This window comes from Facklamia sp. P13055, from assembly GCF_050409445.1.
In the GTDB taxonomy this organism is placed as follows: domain Bacteria; phylum Bacillota; class Bacilli; order Lactobacillales; family Aerococcaceae; genus Facklamia.
This window is the reverse complement of the sequence record NZ_JBNUPL010000001.1, coordinates 33,890-53,155: the sequence shown is the minus strand read 5'-3', so window position 1 is coordinate 53,155 and position 19,266 is coordinate 33,890. Positions and strand designations below refer to the sequence as shown.

The window sequence follows — 19,266 nt, the reverse complement described above, 5'->3', positions numbered from 1 at the left end:
TGTTATAGCAAATTATAGTAGAACTATAGGAGTGAAAATTAATATGAAAAAATCAATCCGTACTTGGATTTTAACAGCAGCAAGTGTCGCTCTTGTTGCATTGCCGAATTTAACAAGCGTTTCAGCTCAAGAGGGTGTAATTGCCACTATTGGAGAGACAACTATCACTGCTGAAGATTTTTATCAAGATATGAAAGAACAATTTGGCTCTACTGCTCTACGCTCAAAAATTATTGAAGCTGTTTTAATTGAAAATGTAGAAGACGCTGAAGGAGCTAAAACAAGAGCTGCTGAAGAAGTTCAGTCACAAATTCAAGAATTAGGTGGAGAAGAGGTATTCCAACAATTCTTATCTTACCAACAATTAGGTAGCGCTGAACAATATGAATACCAATTATATATCCGTAATCTTTTACAAGAAATTGTTGAAGGTCGCATCGATATGTCAGATGAAGCCATTCAAAATTTCTATGATAATGATTACCAACCAATGATGGAAGCACAGCATATTCTAGTTGATACGGAAGAAGAAGCTTTAAATGCTATTGAACGCATCAATAATGGCGAAGAATTCGATACCGTTGCTCAAGAATTATCTAAAGATGGTTCTGCAGAAAATGGTGGATTATTAGCCCCTTTCTCGCCAGGACAAATGGTTCCAGAATTTGAAGAAGCAGTTAAGTCTTTAGCTAATGGAGAAATGACGAGCGAACCTGTTCAATCTGAATTTGGCTACCACGTTATTAAAACAATCAACAATGGTGAAAAGAAACCATTAGAAGAGAGTAAAGAAGAAGTAGTTGAAGCATATAAACAAAGTAAGTATGCTGACTCTAACTTTACCTATGGAATTGTCGGAGAGCTTATTAAAAACTCTGACTTAAAGATTGAAGATCCTGAATTAAAAAATGCAGTGGATGATTTAATCAATTTAGCTGACCAACCAGAGAATGCTTCTGCTGAGGAAGTACCTGCTGCTGAAGAGGCTCCTGCTGAAGAGGCTCCTGCTGAATAGAAACTATTTTAAATATAAAAAGGTTGAGGAAAATCCTCAACCTTTTTTGTTTTACTGTATTAAAATATTAAAGCGTTTCACGTGATTTTTGCTCTTTAATTAAGTTATTAACTTCTGCCATCAATGCTTTCGGCAAGTCTTTAGTATCCATTAATTCATTATGAACAATAAAGTGTTCAAGTTCATAAAGATTTATAATCCATGGAGCTACATCCTCAGCATTGGCTTCTTCTCTATCAGCAAACCAATATTCAAAAGTAAAGAGCGTAGTATCTTTTTCTCCAGGATCGATTGTTAGAACCATATCGTCATTTTTCCATAAATAGGCCAATAAATGTCCTTCTTCAACATCTGTTAACATCAAATGATGCGCTTGTCCATTTCTTGTTACTTTAAATGACCCACCTGGTTTGCAGTCAATCATCCTCATATCTGACTTCCACTTAGATAAGTATTCATTATCAGTCAAATGGTTCCATACTGCTTCTGGAGTTGCATTAATTTCTCCTTCAAAGAATAGAGAAAAACCAAGATCAGTTTGAGGGTTTTCTACTTGTTCATGGTGACAACCACATCCATGATGGTAGTTATGTTCTGCATGATGATGGCATCCACATAAGTGCTCAGAGTTCGATTTAGAATGATTAACTTGGCATTGACTCTCATGATTAGACCCATGATTTTTGCAATTACATTTCTTTGGATTGCTATTATCTGTCATTTATTTGCCTACTTTCTGAAATTTGGTTTATAAAAACTACGACGATCCAATGGGAAAATTTGAGCACTTTCTTGACCTTCTTGTGTCTTATCTAAAACAGACAAAATCATATTAACAGTAGCATCTAAATTATCAATATGGTGAAGAATTTCTGCTTCAAGAATACGCGGTTGAACAGGACTACCATATTCCAATTTACCATGATGTGCTAGTACAACGTGCTTTAATAAAACAACGGCTTCTTTATTAGGATCAATACCAATTTGTTGACATACTTGTTCAATCATTTCTGACATAATGACGATATGACCTAACATTTTACCTTTAAAAGTATATTCGGTTGAGATAGCTCCAGATAGTTCAATTGTTTTGCCGATATCGTGAAGTATCAGTCCACCAATAAGTAGGCTAGAATTTATTTGCGGATAGATAGCCAAAAGTGCTCTAGCAATTTTCAACATAGAAACAGTATGATAACTTAAACCGCCTGCCATTGCATGATGGTTTCTTTTAGCAGCTGGATAGCTGTAAAAAGCTTCTTCATGTTCACTCAAAATTTTTCGCACAATTCGATTAATATTCGGTTCTTGAATGAGAAATAAAGCGTCATTAATCTGTTCTTTTATATCATCAATTTTCATAGAAATTCGTTCAACATAAAGTGTTGGATCGTTGGGTTCTCCTTCTTCAGCTAAACGAAGTGCTTTAATTTTTACTTGAGGACTTCCTTGATAAGTATCCCGATTAGCTCTCAGAAAAACAACCTTACCGACTTGGAATTTGTTAATTTCTTCTTCAGTAGCAGACCAATACATACCATCCATGGATCCAGAACGGTCTTGAAAACGGAAGGCAATAAATGGTTTGCCATTTCTAGCGGTTCTCACATCTGCTGCTTTAATAAGAACATAAATTCCAAATTCGTCTCCTTCATTAATCTCATATAATAAACTCATTTAGCTCTCCTCCTGGGTTGAATTCGTTTCTATTAGCTCGTCTAAGTTAATCATCGAATCAATCGCTAATGTATCCGCAGCCATTTGATCAAAAGTAAAGAATAAAACTTGATGATTTTGACTGATGGTCTCTAAAACTTTATACATGCTTGCTTTACGTATTTCGTCGAAGTTCACAAAAGCATCGTCGATTATGATAGGCATTGATACCATTGAAGAGGCATTCACTATAAAAGCTAAACGTAGAGCGACATATAATTGCTCCAAGGTTCCTTGCGAAAGTTCATGAGGTGAAAACAGCACATCTGAAAACTGTTTAACTTTGATTCCAGTTTTATTCAATTTAATTTGATCATAACGCCCATAGGTTAATTTAGAAAAAATTTCATTAGCCATTTTATTCATTTCAGGAATCGGACTATCCATTCCTTGTCTTAATGTTTGATAGATTAAATCGACAGCAATTTTTTTCTTACTCCACTCTTGAACATATTTAATGATTTCTGCTTTCTTATCTTCCAGTTTTTGTTGTAAGACTTGATAACTTCCATCTTGCTCAAGCTGATTTAAAGCCACTTCAATATTTGCACGCTGATATTGATGAGGTTGTACACGACTTTTATTAAGCGTTAATTCATTTTGAACCTTATTATATTGATTGATTAATGACTGTTTACTTTCGATAGCTGACATCTCATTTTCATAACCTCTAATCTGCTCACTATACAAGTGACGTTTTTCTTTGAGTTGCTGAATTTGATTATTGGCTTGAACTTTTTGTCTAAAGTCAACTTGGTCAAAGGAGTTTGTTGATTGATAAATTGATTCAATGATTTCTTGCTGCTCTTGTAGATGTTTTTTCTCTTGAGCAATGATATCTTGAGCATTTCTTATACGTTCCTCCATCGCTTTACCACGTTCCACTTGACGGGCGATTGAAACTTCAGTTTCTTCAACGTGGTGTATAAGAACCTTGATACTTTGATCTCCCAAAGGAAAACGCTCAAGTAGTGGAGCGATTTGTTTGCGCCATTTGGCAATCTCCACATTGAGATCATTTCGCTCTTCTTCATATTGTTGACGAATTGTTTCAGCTTGAAAGTACTCTTTAACCGGATTCGATTTAAGAACAATTTCTGCATCTGCAGTTGGATAAAAGCCTAAGGCAACTAACCATCGTTGCTGCTCTTGTCTTTTTCTGACTAAGTTTTCTTCAACCGATCGAAGATTGGCTTCTCGTTGATTGATGTCTTGACCTAGTTCTTGACTTCTATCTTGATAATGGCGCTCTTTTCTTTGTAATTCAGCCATTTTCTCAATTGCTGGAGAGGAATGAAATTTCTTTTTATATTTTAGATGCTCAAAGAAGACATAAGCGGTTGAAAGTATACCTAATCCGATTAAAATCAAAGCAATCCAACGGAAATTCGCCCCTGTCTGATTAAGTAAATGATAAATACCCATTGCTAGTCCTAAAATGATTGAAAGAGCCCCTATAAGATAATGCCTAATATTTGTAGCTTGTTGTAATTGAGCTCTTTCATTCATACGCATACTTTCTAGTTTTGCGTGCTGCTGTCTAACTGTGACAGAGTAGGTTTGCAATTCTTTTCGCTGATCTAGGAAAACTTTTCTCTCTGCTTGAATAGAATCTTTTTGTCCTTCAAAATCATCTATGGCCGCTTGAATTTCGTAACCTTGCTCGATTTCACGGTCAAACTCTGAGGACTTCTTTACTTTTTCAGGATAAAACTGTCCTTCACGAGCCAGTCGAGCCATAGTATTGGTTTGTTCTTGAATTCTTTCTAAAACGTGTTCTAAACGTAAATCCACCTTTTTAATATGGGCGGTATCACTTGACCATTGTCTCCTTTGGTCTTCGTGGTTTTTTCCCCAATTTAGACGGGTTAGGGTACTCATTTCATTGTTTAAATTGTGAATACGCTCTTGCATTTGTTGTATAGTCTTTTGACTATCATTTTTGGTCCGAACAGCCTCTTCTAATTTTTCTGGCATATCCTTATCCATTTTAGTAAAAACTAATTGCTCTAACTCTCTTTGAGCGACGAGGTCTTTTTGATAAATATCAAACCTTGTCATCAACTGATCCAATTGTCTTTGCTTTTCTTCTAAATCATGAATAGACTGATTAAGGGCTTCAATTTGATCTATTTCAGCTTGCTGTTGGTCGAACAGGTCATCATACTTCGCCATATTTTGCTTCATTTTCTCAATGGATTGACTAAGTTCTTCAAATTCCAATAACGCTTGATTAAGTTTAGGATTTTTCCCCTTTAATTTATAAAGTTGCCCCAGATCTTTTTCGAAATATTTAGCCACAGAAAGAAATTTATCTGATCCAACCGTTCCGATTGATAGGAAATAATCACCCAATTTTTCTGCATCAACATTTGACAGTTCCTGCAAATTTTGCAGTGAAAAGGCATAAAAGGAGTCAAAGAGGTTTTCATCTAATCCACTTAAGATTTGATCTAACACTAGTTGTTCAAGCTCATGCCCTTTTGTATCTGTTAAAGTTAGACCTCTATTAGTTCTTTCCACCCAAATATCTCCATGGCTAGTTTCTTTTAAAAGAATTCTGCCCCCATATACTTCACTAAGTTTGGGTTCATAGCGATTAATTTGATTGACCCGTCGATGTTTAGAAGGAAATCCGAAAAGAATACTTCGAATAAAAGATTGGAGTGTTGATTTCCCAGCTTCGTTCTGACCAAAAATCAACTGTAATTGATCATCTAAATCAAAGCGTTGATTAACCCATTTACCGTATCCATAGATATCAAGGGTGCTAATCTTCACTATCAATCGCCTCCTTAAATTCAAATCCGATTGCTTGAATCATTAACTCTTGTGCCGATCGAATAGATTCCTTCTTCAATTCTTCATCCAATGATAAATCTGACATCCTTTGCTTAATAATTGGGTGGTCAAATAATTCTGCTAGACTTTCATGATATGCTTTACCTTCTTGCATATCTTGACAAGCCGCTTGGAAGCTAGTTTTTAATGTTTTATCATATTCGAAGGCATCTAATACCATTTGACGCTCAAGCTTTACCCTAACAATAATCGCGAATTTTTCGATCGACTGGGGTTCAGTGAGTATCGATTCAACCTCACCTTTTTCAATTTGTTCTTGTATATCGATTGGCAAACGTTGTGCATTTTTTAAAGTTAAAGAAATAATCTTCGAAGGTAGGCCCTTATCAACCTCATCTTTAAAGTTATTGACTAAGGATTCTATCGCCCATAACAAATCATTAACTTGCCAGTTTTCCTGACACTCTATGATTTCATCTCTCCATTCAATTTCAGCTAAATGAATAAATTCAGATTTTACCTTTTGATCGACTTCTAAGGTGACTAAATAGGCTCCCTTGTCGCCAATCTCCAGGCGATTTCTACCTTGAGGACTACCAGCATATTGAATAAGCGGGAATGTGGATAAAGTATTTGCCTGATGGATATGTCCAAGAGCCCAGTAATCATAATTTTTTGAGATTAGTTGCTCCAATGTAAAAGGAGCATAATTTCCCTTTTGCGTCGTACTTAACAATTCCCCGTGATATAAGCCTACGGTAAAGTCCGTTTCATTGTTTTTTACAGGGAATTCTTGGGCCTTGGACTCATGAATCCAACGTTTATTATAAGAAAAACCATAGAAGCGACAAGTTTGATTATCATTTGTCTTTATATCGATATGGTCAATCGACTCATCTTTAAAGACGTAAACATTTTCAGGATATTGCATCAGTAAGCGTTGGTTATTAAGAAAGTCATGATTCCCATGACAAATAACCACTGGGATTTCTGCTGCTTTCAGTCGTTCTAATTCTTTTAAAAAAGCATGTTGAGCATAAATTGTTTGTTTTTGAGTGTCATAAATATCTCCTGCAATAACAACAGCGTCTACATCTTCTTTAATAGCGTATGAAACGCCTCGATGGAATGCCTTATATGGAGCTTGGATTAGAACTTCTTGTAAGCTAGGGTATTGTTTTTGCATTCCAGCAAAGGGGCTATCTAAATGTAGGTCAGCAAAATGCATGAAACGCATCTCGGTCTCCTCTCTCCAAAATAATTGGTTGATAAAAGCAACTGAAAGAACCTCGAAAGATAATTGTTCGATGGCTTCCAGTTGCCAAATTCAAATTTATTCAGTTGGCGCTTGATATAAGTCTTGTAGTGGCTTGGTAATAATTTGATTGATTTCTTCCATTAGAAATCCGAGTTGTTGTTCGTTTTCCATTAACTTCTTAATTGAAGGGTTTTCCATTACTTTTGCATACAAGTTTTGAACTTCTGTGATTTTCTCTTCACTCGGCTGTTCAGTCATTGTCTGAAGTGACTGTGAGACCTGACGAAACTCTTCAAACAACTGATTGCTTTCAGGATCTTTCTTTATTTCTTCGAGTGCCGATTTTACATTCAAATAAGCTGGCAACTGTCGTAATTCGCGTTCTAAAGTGTTAGCTGTATCATAAATATTAATGTTCATAATAACCTCATTTCTATATGATAATAGTATCAATTTTTAGTCTTTTTTTCAATCAAACTGAGGTGAAAGCACCCATTTTTATTGGGCGTTTTTTAAATAGGTAGGTCTAAGTTTTCGATCCAATTGATAACCTCTTGTGTTTTTTCACTACTAAAAGATTTAACCTTTTCCCATAGATTACTTCCGTTCTCTTTAAGTGTTGAAAAAAGTTCTCCGTCAAAGTTGAAATCAACATTTTCCAACCAATCACCACCCATTTTACCATTGGTATCTGCTTCCATTTGCGAAGCGTAGCTGACATCAAATGGTGTTTGTGGCGAGTATGCCATCATGTAAGAAGTTTGACTATTAAATAATCTCCCCATGCCAGTTGGCATAATTTCATCCAAATTAGCACTTTCTACGTCATCCAGACCAATCCATGTCGCTATCGCAAAATCTGGGGTATAACCAACCATCCAACGGTCTCGCGTTTGGGTTGAACCGTCTGATACTTCAGTTGTTCCTGTTTTACCAGCAATCAAACCTGTATTAGGGCCTGCGCCATATCCAGTACCATTGCCACCATATGTATCTAACATCATGCTGGTCATATCTGCGGCAATCGTTTTGGTCATGATTAAGTGACGTTTAGGTTTTTCGTTATCATATACAACTTTCCCAGAAATATCTTCAATTCGTCGAATAAAGTAAGATTCATTTCTTATTCCCTTATTAGCAAAAGTCGCATAAGCTGAGGCTAATTGCACAGGGCTTACTCCTGTCGAAAAAGCCCCTAAGGCCAAGGTCAACTGCTGGTCTTGTTGGGGAACTTCAATACCAAATTGATGCAGTTTATCGACTGCGGTTTGAATTCCTAATTTATCTAGTAAATAAACAGCGGATGTATTTTTACTTTGTGATAAAGCAAAGTATAAGGGGACTTCTCCTCTAGGATCCGTTTGACGATTAAAGTTTTCTGGAGCAAATTGATCCTTACCATAAGCCTTAACAACATCAGGAACCATCGAATGCATATTAAATCCATTCTCAAGAGCTGGTAAATAAACTGCTAAGGGCTTAATGGTCGATCCAGGAGCACGATACATATCGCTAGCACGGTTAAAGCCGCGATAGACATATTCTCCTCTTCCTCCATAAATTGCCATAATTCCCCCAGTACGAGTATCAACTATCGCACTTGCGCTTTGAACAATCGGCGCATCATATGCCCCATCATTAAATAAATAAGCATTCTCTTGATAAGCGTTATTAAGACCTTGTTGAGCATTGATATCTAAATTAGTATAAATTCGATAGCCCTTGGACATAAGGTCTTCTTCAGGGATGTTTACCTTACGAATAGCTTCATTGATCACCGCATCAAAGTAAAATGGATATTCATGTCCAGAACTGGCTGGAACATAATTGTCTAAAAGAGGTATAGACATTGCTTTGTAATCCTCTGCGTTAGAAAATGAGATAACCCCTTCATCAGCCAAAAGATCAGCAATGACATTTCGTCGGTCAATAGCTGCTTGATAATCATCAATTGGATTATATAAGGAAGGACCTTTTAAGATACCGGTTAGAACCATTGATTGATTCTGATCTAATTGGTAAGCATTAATGCCAAAGTATTTTTGAGCCGCATCTTGAATGCCCCAGACTCCATTACCAAAGTAGGCATTGTTTAAATACATTTCAAGAATTTGATCTTTTGAATAAGTTTTCTCAATTTCAAGTGCTAGAAACAATTCTTTTAATTTACGTTGAAAAGTTTGATCCAAGCTGAGAAAAGCATTTTTAGCTAATTGCTGTGTTAAGGTGGAGCCTCCCCCACCAGAAGTATTGCGATTAATAACTAAACGCAAAAACGCTCGACCAATTCCAATTGTATCGAATCCATTGTGATCATAAAAGCGCTTGTCTTCAGTTTTAACAACTGTTTCTTGCATTAAGGGAGATATCTCATCTAAGGTCACATAGCTTCCTTTTTGCGATAAGAGTGTACCTACATATTGATCTTGTTTGTCATAGATTTCTGTTTTTGTTTGCAGGGAATCTTGCAGTTGTTTAACATCAGTCGTTTTCGCAATAAAAACCAAATAAGAGGTTAAGAATAAGGTAAGTGATAAAGCAATAAACACTAACCACTTCCATCCTCGGTAATAGCGCCAAATATTTTTGATCCCTTGAAATATTTTATGTTTACTCGATTGCATTTTAAATTTCTCCATTTAATCATTCACCTACTTTGTTAATTCTATCCTAGACAGAATTATATCGACCGCCTTCCAACTAAAGGCCGAGGTCAATCTTTTTATTAAATTATACTAAATGATTAAGAAAATTTATGAAAGATTGTATGACTTTTGCCTAAGTATTCAAATAGCCATCTAACTGATGTCTCAATGAAACATTTTTAGAAGGCTAATAATTGAAAATTAATTAAATTCTATAAATTGACAGATGTATTTAAAAGTTCATCATAAACAGCTTTATATGCTTTAGCAGGTGCAGTCCAAGAGAAATCTTTACCCATGGCTTGCTTCACTAACTTCTGCCAAACTTCCTTTTGATTAATAAAAATATCTAAGGCCATATTAATGGTAAAAAGTAAATTGTCGCGGTTAAAACCTTTAAATGAAAAACCGGTTCCCTGGCCAGTATATTTATTATAAGCTTCGACAGTATCTTTTAAGCCTCCTGTCTCATGCACCAGAGGCAGTGTGCCATAGCGCATGGCAATCATTTGCGAGAGACCACAAGGTTCAAAAGCAGATGGCATCAAGAAAATATCGCTGGCAGCATATATTTGCTGAGCCAGTCCAAGATCAAATTGAATGCAAGCTCTCAGTTGATCAGGGTATTTCTGCTCGAAATAGCGAAATGAATCTTCAAAGTGTTGGTCTCCAGTACCTAAAATAACCATTTGAACATTTTGTTGCAGTAAATCATCCATAATTTGCTCAACTAATTGCAAACCTTTTTGGTCTGTCAGCCGGCTGACGATTCCAATTAAAGGGATCTGATTATCTTGTTTAAGAGTAAGTTGCCTTTGAAGGTAGCTTTTTACTTTAGCTTTGTTTGAAAGATCTGATTGATCATAATGATAAGGCAAATAGCTGTCTGTCTTGGGATTATTGATTTCTAAATCGATTCCATTAATAATTCCTTTAAGTTTCCATTCATTTCGCCTTAATACTGCATCTAAACCTTCACCAAATTCTGGAGTTAATATTTCTTGAGCGTAGGTCGGACTGACCGTTGTTACTCGATCGGCAAAGTTAATACCACCCTTAAGGTAATTCATATTGTTGTGGTACTTCAAACCATCGTCGGTAAAGGTATTAAAGCCAGTGCCAAAGACGTTCGAAAGCATGGATGCATCATAAATCCCTTGAAAACGTAAATTGTGAATAGTGAGTACTTTTCGAATATTTTTTAAGGATTCCTTCCAGTGATAACGATCGATTAAAAGAGCGGGTATCATAGCCGTTTGCCAATCATTGCAATGAATAATTTCTGGTATCCAATTAATTACTTCCAGCATTTCAATGATAGCAGTTGAAAAATAGGCAAAGCGTTCGCCATCATCCCATTCTCCATATAAAGAAGCGCGATCAAAATAAGCCAAATTATCAATGAAGTAATAGGTTACTCCATGGTCCTTCAATTGCTTAATTCCACAGTAGACATTTCGTTGCCCCAGTTGGAAACGAAAATGTGCAATTTCTTCTAGCTGTTGCGCATATTCATTAGCCATTTGACTATAGAAAGGAAGCACCACACGAACATCAAGCTCGGGTTCCTTCGCTAACTCTTTTGGCAATGCAGAAGCGACATCTCCTAGACCTCCTGTTTTAAAGAAAGGAGCCGCTTCAGCTGAGGCATAAAGTATTTTCATTTAAATCCTCCTAATCTACCCTTGCATCCACAATTTCATTTTTAGCTTTTACAATTAATTTATCAGGGCGTCCACGAATCACTGTGCCGGGCTTAACCACGACATTTTTATCTAAAATGACGTACTCTACTGTGGCTCCCTCTCCAATTTCAACCCCTTGTTGAATAATTGAATTTCTCACACTAGCATTCTCCCCAATTTGAACTCGCCGATTAATTAAAGAGTCGATTACTTCACCGTAAACGGTCGTTCCAGTTGCTAAAATTGCATTTCGCACATAGGAACGCTCATGGTAATAGGTTGGAATTCCATTTTTGGATTTGGTACGAACAGCCTGATCCGTATGGAATAAAGCTGCAAAGGATAAATGGTTTAACATGTCCATATTGGCTTGATAGTAGGCTTCTACCGTATTAATATTTGCGGTATAACCAGTATATTCATAAGGATGAATGCTATAATCCAATAAATAAAACTGAATAAGATCATCTATTTCAAGATACTGCTCTTCTCTATCAGCTCGGTCAATTAAAGCTAAAAGAATGTCTACAGATAGAAAATACATATCTAAGCTGGAACTAACGGATGCAAGAGCGGGTTTTTCTGAGTTAGGTAATAGATCGACGATATTTTTTTCTTCATCAAACGCAACGATGCGTTCGTTGGGATGGTCCATCCCTATAGTCGATGCAATCACATTTTTATAAACTAAAGTTACATCTTTCTTACTTCTAATGTGCGATTGACGTAAGTCATTAATATTTAAATTAGCGATAATCTTCGATCCAGATACAAAGACATACTTAGCTTTCGATCTTTCTAAGAAGATTCGATGATTATAATAGTAGTCTTCATGGTCGTTCTCTCGATGATAACGCGCCTTCCAGTCTTGTTGAGAGAAGGTGAAAATACCTCCTCTAATCCGTGAATCAAGATTCCATGAGGCTCCTGAGCGGATATGATCATACAGAGAGCGTCCGGACTCACCAATAAACATAGCCACCGATTGAACTTGAGCGTAAGAAAGAGAAGATAAAATAAAATCAATAATGCGATAACGACTCGCAAATGGCAAAGCTGCGATAGGACGATTATAAGTTAAAGGATATAGAGGTTGATTGTCTTCTGTTAAATTTAAAATTGCACAAGTCTTATGCTGAACCATTTAATTCTTCCTTTCTATCTGATCGCCAAAACCGACAACTGCAATGTCTCTTTCTGTTCCAATCACCATTGCTCCATCTGCTATTCGAGCATTCTCGCCAACAATTGCATACTCAATTCGACAAGATGCTCCAATCCTAGCATTAGCCATGATCACTGAATCGGTAATCTGAGAATCCAGCCCCACCTTTACGTTTTCGGAAAGAATAGACCGGTGAATTTCTCCTGATACATAACATCCATCAGTAACAAAGGAATCATAGATCGCCGCATGGTCCGTCACTACTTGCGGAGGTAGAACCGGATTATTCGAGTAGACACGCCAATCAGGATTGGAGTGATAGAGTGGGTGATCTTGATTCAAAATCTCCATATTTGCTTCCCATAAGGATGAAATAGTTCCCACATCTTTCCAGTAACCGTCAAAGGCATAAGCATAAGATGCTTCATCATTGGCTAAATAAAGTGGAATAACGTGTTTACCAAAATCTTCTAATTGATTATCTTGATCTTGATCTTCAATTAAATAGTTACGTAATTTCTGCCAATTGAAAATGTAGATCCCCATTGAAGCCAAATTTGATTGTGGCTGATCAGGTTTTTCCTCGAATTCAACGATACGATCATTTTTATCTGTGTTCATAATTCCAAAGCGTGTTGCTTCTTTGATAGGCACAGGTTTCACAGCAACTGTTAAAGAAGCGCCTTTTTCTTTATGAAAATCTAACATCTTTGAATAATCCATTTTATAAATATGATCTCCAGATAAAATTAAAACATATTCTGGATTAACAGAATCGATATAGGTTATGTTCTGATAAATAGCATTTGATGTCCCTTTAAACCACTTTTCTCCATCAGTGGATGAATAAGGTTGTAAAATAGTTGTGCCACCACCGCTAGCATTAAAGCCCCAAGCCTCCCCATTAGCGATATGACCATTTAATTCTAGAGGTTGGTACTGAGTAATGACCCCCACTTTATGAATGTTAGAATTTGCACAGTTACTTAAAGCAAAGTCAATAATACGATACCTTCCTCCAAATGGCACTGCGGGCTTAGCAATCTGCTTGGTCAAAACGCCCAACCTACTTCCTTGACCTCCGGCTAGTATCATCGCAATCATTTCATCTTTCATTTTAGCGTTTGGATACTAACTGCTTAGCATCCTTCTCCTTTCTATCTTGATGCAAATTTATATGTTCAATAAATTGAACGGATAAAGCTGGAACTTCAATCAAACAACAATAATCTTGCTTACAACAGCTTTTATTTTTTGCTTGGTAAAACTTTTGCCAATTTTGTTGATAACCTGCAAATTGATCTGCTTGACTATTAAGATAGACAAGAAAATCTCCACTTTCAGGGACACCTAATTCCACATCATAATAATGATTTTTTGAAAAATTAATCATTATCACAGAGTATGATTGTTTATTTTTAGACCAACGAATAAAACTTAGCAATCCTCTCTCTAAATCATCCGCATCCAAAACTGTTATTCCTTCTGGATGATGATCCAATTGATAAAATTCTGGCCTATTTAAGCCAATCTTATTGATGGTTCGCATAAACGCTTGATATTCACTATTATATTCTTGCTTTAGTCCTTGCCAATCTAATTCTTCATAATAGCGCCACTCTATAAATTGTCCCAATTCATTACCCATAAAATGAAGTTTTTTACCAGGTTGAGCTAACATATAGGCATGTAAAAGTCTCAAATCAGCAAATTGATCATAGCGACTACCTGGCATTTTAGCTAGCAAGGATTTTTTCCCATGAACAACCTCATCATGAGAGAAAGGAAGTAAGTAACGTTCTTTAAATTGATACATAAAAACAAAAGTAATGAGACGTAATTGAGCTGGCCTTTGATTGTAAGGAAGTTGGAAAAACCGTAAGACATCATTCATCCAACCCATATTCCATTTATAATCAAAACCCAATCCTCCATGAGCAATATCCAAAGTTATTCCGCTAGATGAAGTGGCTTCTTCAGCAATCATATAAACCTCAGGATAGTAATCTTGAACCCATTGATTCATTATGCGTAAGAAATGATAGCCTTCAAGGTTGTCATTTCCTCCATATTTATTAGGCGTCCAGGGACCTTGATCAAAGTCGAGATAAAGAATATTTGAAATAGCATCTGCTCGAATACCATCCAAATGAAATTCAGACAGCCAATAATTTAAATTTGAGATTAGAAAAGATTGTACCTGTAATTTTCCAAGGTCAAAATTTAAACTACCCCAGCTAATATTTTTAGCTCGTTGAGGATCTGCATACTCATAACAAGCCTGACCATCAAAATATGCCAAAGCATTCGCATTTTGATTGAAATGACCAGGTACCCAATCAAGAATGACACCAATGCCTTCTTGATGAGCATAATTAACGAAATATTTAAAATCTTCATTACTTCCATATTGACCAGCGACTGCATAATAGCCGGTTACCTGATAGCCCCAAGAAGGAGCATAAGGAAAGGCAGTTAGAGGCATAAACTCAATGTAGTTATAACCCATTTCTTTAACATAAGGAACTAAACTGTGAGCTAACTCTTTAAAAGAATAAGATCTTCCATCGGGATGCTGTCGCCATGAACTCTGATGAACTTCATAAATTTGTAAAGGACTGTCAAATTTATCTTTAGCCTTGCGTGCTTTTAGCCACTTTTGATCATTCCATGGGAATGGTGTGAGATCTTCGATAATCGATGCATCTTGAGGGGGTTTTTCAAATCGCATAGCGTAAGGATCAATTTTATATTCAATGTGATTATTTCCATGATCCATTCCATATTTATAACAATGTCCTGCTTGAGCGTTTTCAACATATAGACTCCATACACCGCCATCAAGTTTTTCCATCCATAGATTTTTCCAATTAGAAAAATCGCCTTGTAAATATACCTGCCAAGCATTGGGTGCCCATACACTAAACTGATAACCTTTTGAATTTGACTGAACCTGCTTGGCACCTAAAAAATGATAGGCTTGGTCATGCAATTGTGTTGAAAACTTTTCTATTTCTTTGTTTAAGCTACTTCGATCCAAGGAAAATGTCATTGGCAACCTTCCATTCTTATAATTGATAAGTTTGAGACGGACTATTAAGTGAATTAGGTAACTTGTTCAATTACCAATATTGTAACGGAACGCCCTCTATTTTAAAAGAATAATCCCATGACAACGCCCATTTTAAAGTCAAAATGATATGTTCATTAATATTGAAATTATTTAGTTATAAATATTAAAAATTTAAGCTCTAAAACTCTTGTTTTTTAAATTCATACAAAAAAGCCTCTAACTGACTGAATTTCAGAAAGTTAAAGGCTCTTTTATAAGGGACACTCCATAAGAGTGTCGGTGAGTAACTAGTACTCACGAATCGCAAAATATCCTAAGATACTGCAAGTTGCAGTTCACAGCTCCAACTTGCTCTGTCGCCTTCCTGGCTTGAGCTCTTAGCTCTAGACAGCTTGCTTCCAATCTACCAGATTGTATTCGACTCATCGCATGTATAAATCTTACCATAAGCAACGGGCATAGACAAGCTTATACTGCTAAGTTTTTATTATCCATCACTTCCAGTCGATAGCCATCAGGGTCAGATACAAAGAAGTAAGAAGCTTTTTGACCTGGAAGTCCTTTAAGCTCTGTTGTTTCGTAACCAGCTTCCTTACATTTTTGATGTTGCGCTTGAAGATTATCCACTCCAATAGCCATGTGAGAGAATCCATCTCCGATAGTATAGCCTTCCGAGTCATAGTTATAGGTTAATTCTAATTCAAAATCTGATCCAGGAACTTGTAAATAAAGCAAATCGAACTGATGTTCTGGAAAGCGACGATCACGCATCACTTTAAAATCAAAAACTTCCGTATAGAAAGTCAAGCTCGCTTTTCTATCTTTAATTCGATAGCAAGTATGTAACAATTTTTGTGTCATTATAATTCCTCCTGTATTTTTTACATATCTAGGCTTTGGAAAGCCATTGGTACAAGTTCACTGACTGTTGTTTGATAGATGGATTGGTCCTTACGTGTTAAATAGACAGGAGTGTCAGGCTCTGCCATTTCTACCAATACTTGACGGCAAATTGAGCAAGGCATTAAAAAGTCTTCCGTATCCCCTGCTACTGCAATTGCCTCAATAAAACCTGGACGGTATCCTTCGGATACAGCCGTAAAGATTGCTGAGCGCTCTGCACAATTAGTAGCACCAAAGGACACATTTTCAATATTAACACCTGTATAAACTTTACCGTCCTTAGTTAACAATGCTGCTCCAACGGGAAAATTTGAGTATGGGCAATAGGCTCTTTTTACTGCTTCACGAGCTTGTTCCATCAAAGAATTAATTGTTGTTTGATCCACTTTGATCCTTCTTCCTGTGTGTGATAATTAGTGATTTTATTCATCAATTTGAAGATTAATAATTTGATCTTGTTGTATACTTGCAATTAATTGGCGGATATTATCCGAAAAGCTCACCCATGAATAATAAGAAAAGCCAGTCATCATATAATATGCCGCACTATCAGCTGAACCGAGGTCTTCTTCAATTTCTGCTACTGTGATAGAACCATTGTTTTCATAATCTGTTAGCAGAGACTGGAAATCTTTACCTTCTTTAAAACAATTTTCATCGAAATAATGGAAATTAGCTTGCAACAATTGTTCTTCACTATAAATAAAGTTAAGATAGACTAAATTATTTTTAGAAAGAAAGTAATATTCGTCCGACTCTAAGTTATCTTGCTTTTTGCTCTTACTTGCTTGTCCTAATTGTTCGATAATAGATTCTCGAGAAAAATTATCAGCCGTAATCTCTGTCTGGATTCTGGATTGATAAAGCTTAATTTGATCTTCAAGACTTATAATATTATCTTGATAGTCATCAAATGCAACTATTTCAGACTCAGCTAAGGAAGCGGGTATCATGCCCTTTAATTTCTCTTCTAGAGGACGCTTATCGTCTTCTAAATCCTCTGACTTTTCATCTGTTGGATCAGGAATTTCTTTCTTTTCTGCTAATTCAAGGGTTAGTTGAGAATTGATGCCCTCAATCTTTTGGCTTTTTAAAAATTCATTGATCAGATAGTCTGATAAAACCGCTTGCTCTCTAAAATAAGCTAAACGATAGTCATCTTGCTTGTCTTTAGACGATACTTCTACTAACAGGCCGTCATCTTCCATAATATTCCCTTGCAGACTGGCCATTATTTGAAAATCTTTGGCAACAGCACGAGCTATTTCAATGGATTGATTTTGTTCTTCAATAAATTCGAGGGCCCCATAATATTGACTGGCTAGATAGACTAACTGATCGACTTGATAGATAGCAATTAATTCCATACCATATGGGGCATCTTCTCTTAAAAGGAAGGACTCCATACGGTAATTTTCTTCTAAATCGAGGGTCGTTCTTTTAGGTTCTAGATCATATTTCTTAGCCAATTGTTCTACTTTATACTCCACATCAAACTCTGTTAAGGAATCTTTTAAGGTTCGTAACTGTTGATCTTCTTGATCACTAACTTCAGTTGTTAAGTCATTTACTATCTCAATAGACATGTCATAAAAATCAGACTCCGTTTGGGCGTGGCTAGTCGGCAGTCTTAAAAAGAGGCTGAAAATAATGAAGGTAATACTTATAACTATTCTCTTGAAGACTTGTTTACTTTTTTTCATTAATTGTATCCAAATCATAGATTAACCGATCCTCAGAATATAAAACAGGAATACCCACATTGCCATTTTTTTTAACTTCATCGAATTCATTACGACTATCTCTTAATTTAAGAAACTCTTTTAAATTCTTCATTGAATCAGTTATATTGACTGCTTCGTAGCTCACTTCCATTTGATCTAAGCGGCTAATAAAAGCCTCCGTATTCGGACATTTATCAGAAAAATAAACTATGTTCATAACTTTTCCTCCTATATCATACTATTATTATTATACAATAAATTCCTCAAAAGACCTACTCAAGCATCATGCTAACTTTCATTGAAAATTTTACCAAGAAGGGCTAAACTGAAAAAGTATTGAACTATGGAGGGCAATTTATGAAAAAAACAATTGATTGGATTTGGCGTTTTGTCAAAGGCATGTTCATTGGATCAGGCTTTATTTTACCCGGAGTCTCTGGTGGTGCTTTAGCGGCAATTTTTGGTTTATATGAACGAATTATCCGTTTTCTAGCTAATATCACCAAAGACTTCGTTGAAAACATCATTTTCTTCATACCTGTCGGTTTAGGTGCCCTGTTTGGCATAGTCATCCTATCCTTCGGGGTTAGCCATGTTCTCGAAAATTATGAAACTTATGTCATGTGGTTTTTTGTAGGATGCATAGTGGGTATGATTCCTTCACTGTGGAAAGAAGCTAGTCAAGAAGGACGCAATCAGTCAGATTTGATTGTAATGGTTCTTTCTTTTATTGCGGCCTTATGTTTGCTTATATTTGGACAATCATGGTTTGGCGGACAGCTTTCAGCAAACTTCTTTACTTGGATGATCGCAGGTGCTTTGATTGCATTAGGAGTTCTGATTCCGGGATTGAGCCCTTCAAATTTTATTCTTTACATGGGCATGTACAAGCTAATGTCTGATGGGTTCAAAAGTTTAGACCTGACTGTAATTATTCCAATTGGAGTTGGTGGTCTATTAACAATACTGCTCTTGTCTAAACTAATTGAGAGAATTTTTGACCGCTACTATGCAAAGTTCTTCCACTTTATTTTCGGTGTTGTTCTGGCATCTACCTTTATGATCATTCCAACCGAATACACAAGTTTTCAACTTAGTGGCTATGCAATTTGCGGCCTCATGCTCTTATTAGGAAGTGCTTTAGGTTGGTGGATGGCACGCTTAGAAGAGAAGTATAAAAAATTTAATTAATTATAAGCGTTCACACTCCACCCTATTCATCAGCTTTAATCGATGGATGGGAACCTTTTTCGTCCCATTCAGTAGTAGATTAAATTGCA

The 19,266-nt window shown here is 36.2% G+C and carries 16 protein-coding genes; 2 read left to right on the top strand and 14 right to left on the bottom strand.

Going from position 1 to position 19,266, the window contains the following annotated elements; genetic code table 11:
* The first annotated feature begins 43 nt into the window (after window positions 1-43).
* Window positions 44-1,015 carry a peptidylprolyl isomerase gene (locus ACQV2O_RS00230; protein ID WP_428874643.1) on the top strand — a complete coding sequence of 324 codons (972 nt, stop codon included), beginning with the start codon at window positions 44-46 and terminating at the stop codon, window positions 1,013-1,015.
* 67 nt (window positions 1,016-1,082) lie between these two features.
* Here the strand turns inward: ACQV2O_RS00230 and ACQV2O_RS00225 are convergent, their stop codons facing one another.
* The 14 genes from ACQV2O_RS00225 to ACQV2O_RS00160 form a co-directional block, all read right to left on the bottom strand.
* Window positions 1,083-1,736 (bottom strand): SRPBCC domain-containing protein, encoded by a 654-nt coding sequence (locus ACQV2O_RS00225; RefSeq protein ID WP_428874642.1) that lies wholly within the window; start codon window positions 1,734-1,736, stop codon window positions 1,083-1,085.
* A gap of 8 nt (window positions 1,737-1,744) precedes the next feature.
* Window positions 1,745-2,692 (bottom strand): 3'-5' exoribonuclease YhaM family protein, encoded by a 948-nt coding sequence (locus ACQV2O_RS00220; RefSeq protein ID WP_428872931.1) that lies wholly within the window; start codon window positions 2,690-2,692, stop codon window positions 1,745-1,747.
* Window positions 2,693-5,512, bottom strand: coding sequence for an AAA family ATPase (locus ACQV2O_RS00215; RefSeq protein WP_428874641.1), 2,820 nt, complete (start codon window positions 5,510-5,512; stop codon window positions 2,693-2,695).
* On the bottom strand, window positions 5,502-6,770 hold the full coding sequence (locus ACQV2O_RS00210) for a metallophosphoesterase family protein (RefSeq protein WP_428874640.1): 1,269 nt from the start codon (window positions 6,768-6,770) through the stop codon (window positions 5,502-5,504). The genes ACQV2O_RS00215 and ACQV2O_RS00210 overlap by 11 nt, the downstream gene beginning before the upstream one ends.
* 96 nt (window positions 6,771-6,866) lie before the next feature.
* Window positions 6,867-7,211 carry a YlbF family regulator gene (locus ACQV2O_RS00205; protein WP_428872927.1) on the bottom strand — a complete coding sequence of 115 codons (345 nt, stop codon included), beginning with the start codon at window positions 7,209-7,211 and terminating at the stop codon, window positions 6,867-6,869.
* A gap of 92 nt (window positions 7,212-7,303) precedes the next feature.
* Window positions 7,304-9,430 carry a transglycosylase domain-containing protein gene (locus ACQV2O_RS00200; protein WP_428874639.1) on the bottom strand — a complete coding sequence of 709 codons (2,127 nt, stop codon included), beginning with the start codon at window positions 9,428-9,430 and terminating at the stop codon, window positions 7,304-7,306.
* A 218-nt stretch (window positions 9,431-9,648) separates the two neighbouring features.
* Window positions 9,649-11,100 (bottom strand): glycogen synthase GlgA, encoded by a 1,452-nt coding sequence (gene glgA, locus ACQV2O_RS00195; RefSeq protein ID WP_428874638.1) that lies wholly within the window; start codon window positions 11,098-11,100, stop codon window positions 9,649-9,651.
* A 10-nt stretch (window positions 11,101-11,110) separates the two neighbouring features.
* Window positions 11,111-12,265 (bottom strand): glucose-1-phosphate adenylyltransferase subunit GlgD, encoded by a 1,155-nt coding sequence (gene glgD / locus ACQV2O_RS00190; protein WP_428874637.1) that lies wholly within the window; start codon window positions 12,263-12,265, stop codon window positions 11,111-11,113.
* Window positions 12,266-13,402 (bottom strand): glucose-1-phosphate adenylyltransferase, encoded by a 1,137-nt coding sequence (locus tag ACQV2O_RS00185; RefSeq protein WP_428872923.1) that lies wholly within the window; start codon window positions 13,400-13,402, stop codon window positions 12,266-12,268.
* A gap of 1 nt (window position 13,403) precedes the next feature.
* Window positions 13,404-15,338, bottom strand: coding sequence for a 1,4-alpha-glucan branching protein GlgB (glgB, locus tag ACQV2O_RS00180; RefSeq protein ID WP_428874636.1), 1,935 nt, complete (start codon window positions 15,336-15,338; stop codon window positions 13,404-13,406).
* A 489-nt stretch (window positions 15,339-15,827) separates the two neighbouring features.
* On the bottom strand, window positions 15,828-16,220 hold the full coding sequence (gene gloA, locus ACQV2O_RS00175) for a lactoylglutathione lyase (protein WP_428874635.1): 393 nt from the start codon (window positions 16,218-16,220) through the stop codon (window positions 15,828-15,830).
* A gap of 20 nt (window positions 16,221-16,240) precedes the next feature.
* Entirely contained in the window at window positions 16,241-16,648 is a 408-nt protein-coding gene (cdd, locus tag ACQV2O_RS00170) for a cytidine deaminase (RefSeq protein WP_428872834.1), read from the bottom strand.
* A 36-nt stretch (window positions 16,649-16,684) separates the two neighbouring features.
* Complete coding sequence (locus tag ACQV2O_RS00165; protein ID WP_428874634.1) at window positions 16,685-17,965, bottom strand: hypothetical protein; 1,281 nt, start codon at window positions 17,963-17,965, stop codon at window positions 16,685-16,687.
* Window positions 17,952-18,203 (bottom strand): hypothetical protein, encoded by a 252-nt coding sequence (locus tag ACQV2O_RS00160; RefSeq protein ID WP_428872832.1) that lies wholly within the window; start codon window positions 18,201-18,203, stop codon window positions 17,952-17,954. Before ACQV2O_RS00160 ends, ACQV2O_RS00165 begins: the two co-directional genes overlap by 14 nt.
* Before the next feature lie 140 nt (window positions 18,204-18,343).
* Here ACQV2O_RS00160 and ACQV2O_RS00155 point away from each other — a divergent pair, with 140 nt between their 5' ends.
* Window positions 18,344-19,177, top strand: coding sequence for a DUF368 domain-containing protein (locus ACQV2O_RS00155; RefSeq protein ID WP_428874633.1), 834 nt, complete (start codon window positions 18,344-18,346; stop codon window positions 19,175-19,177).
* The last annotated feature ends 89 nt before the right edge of the window (window positions 19,178-19,266 follow it).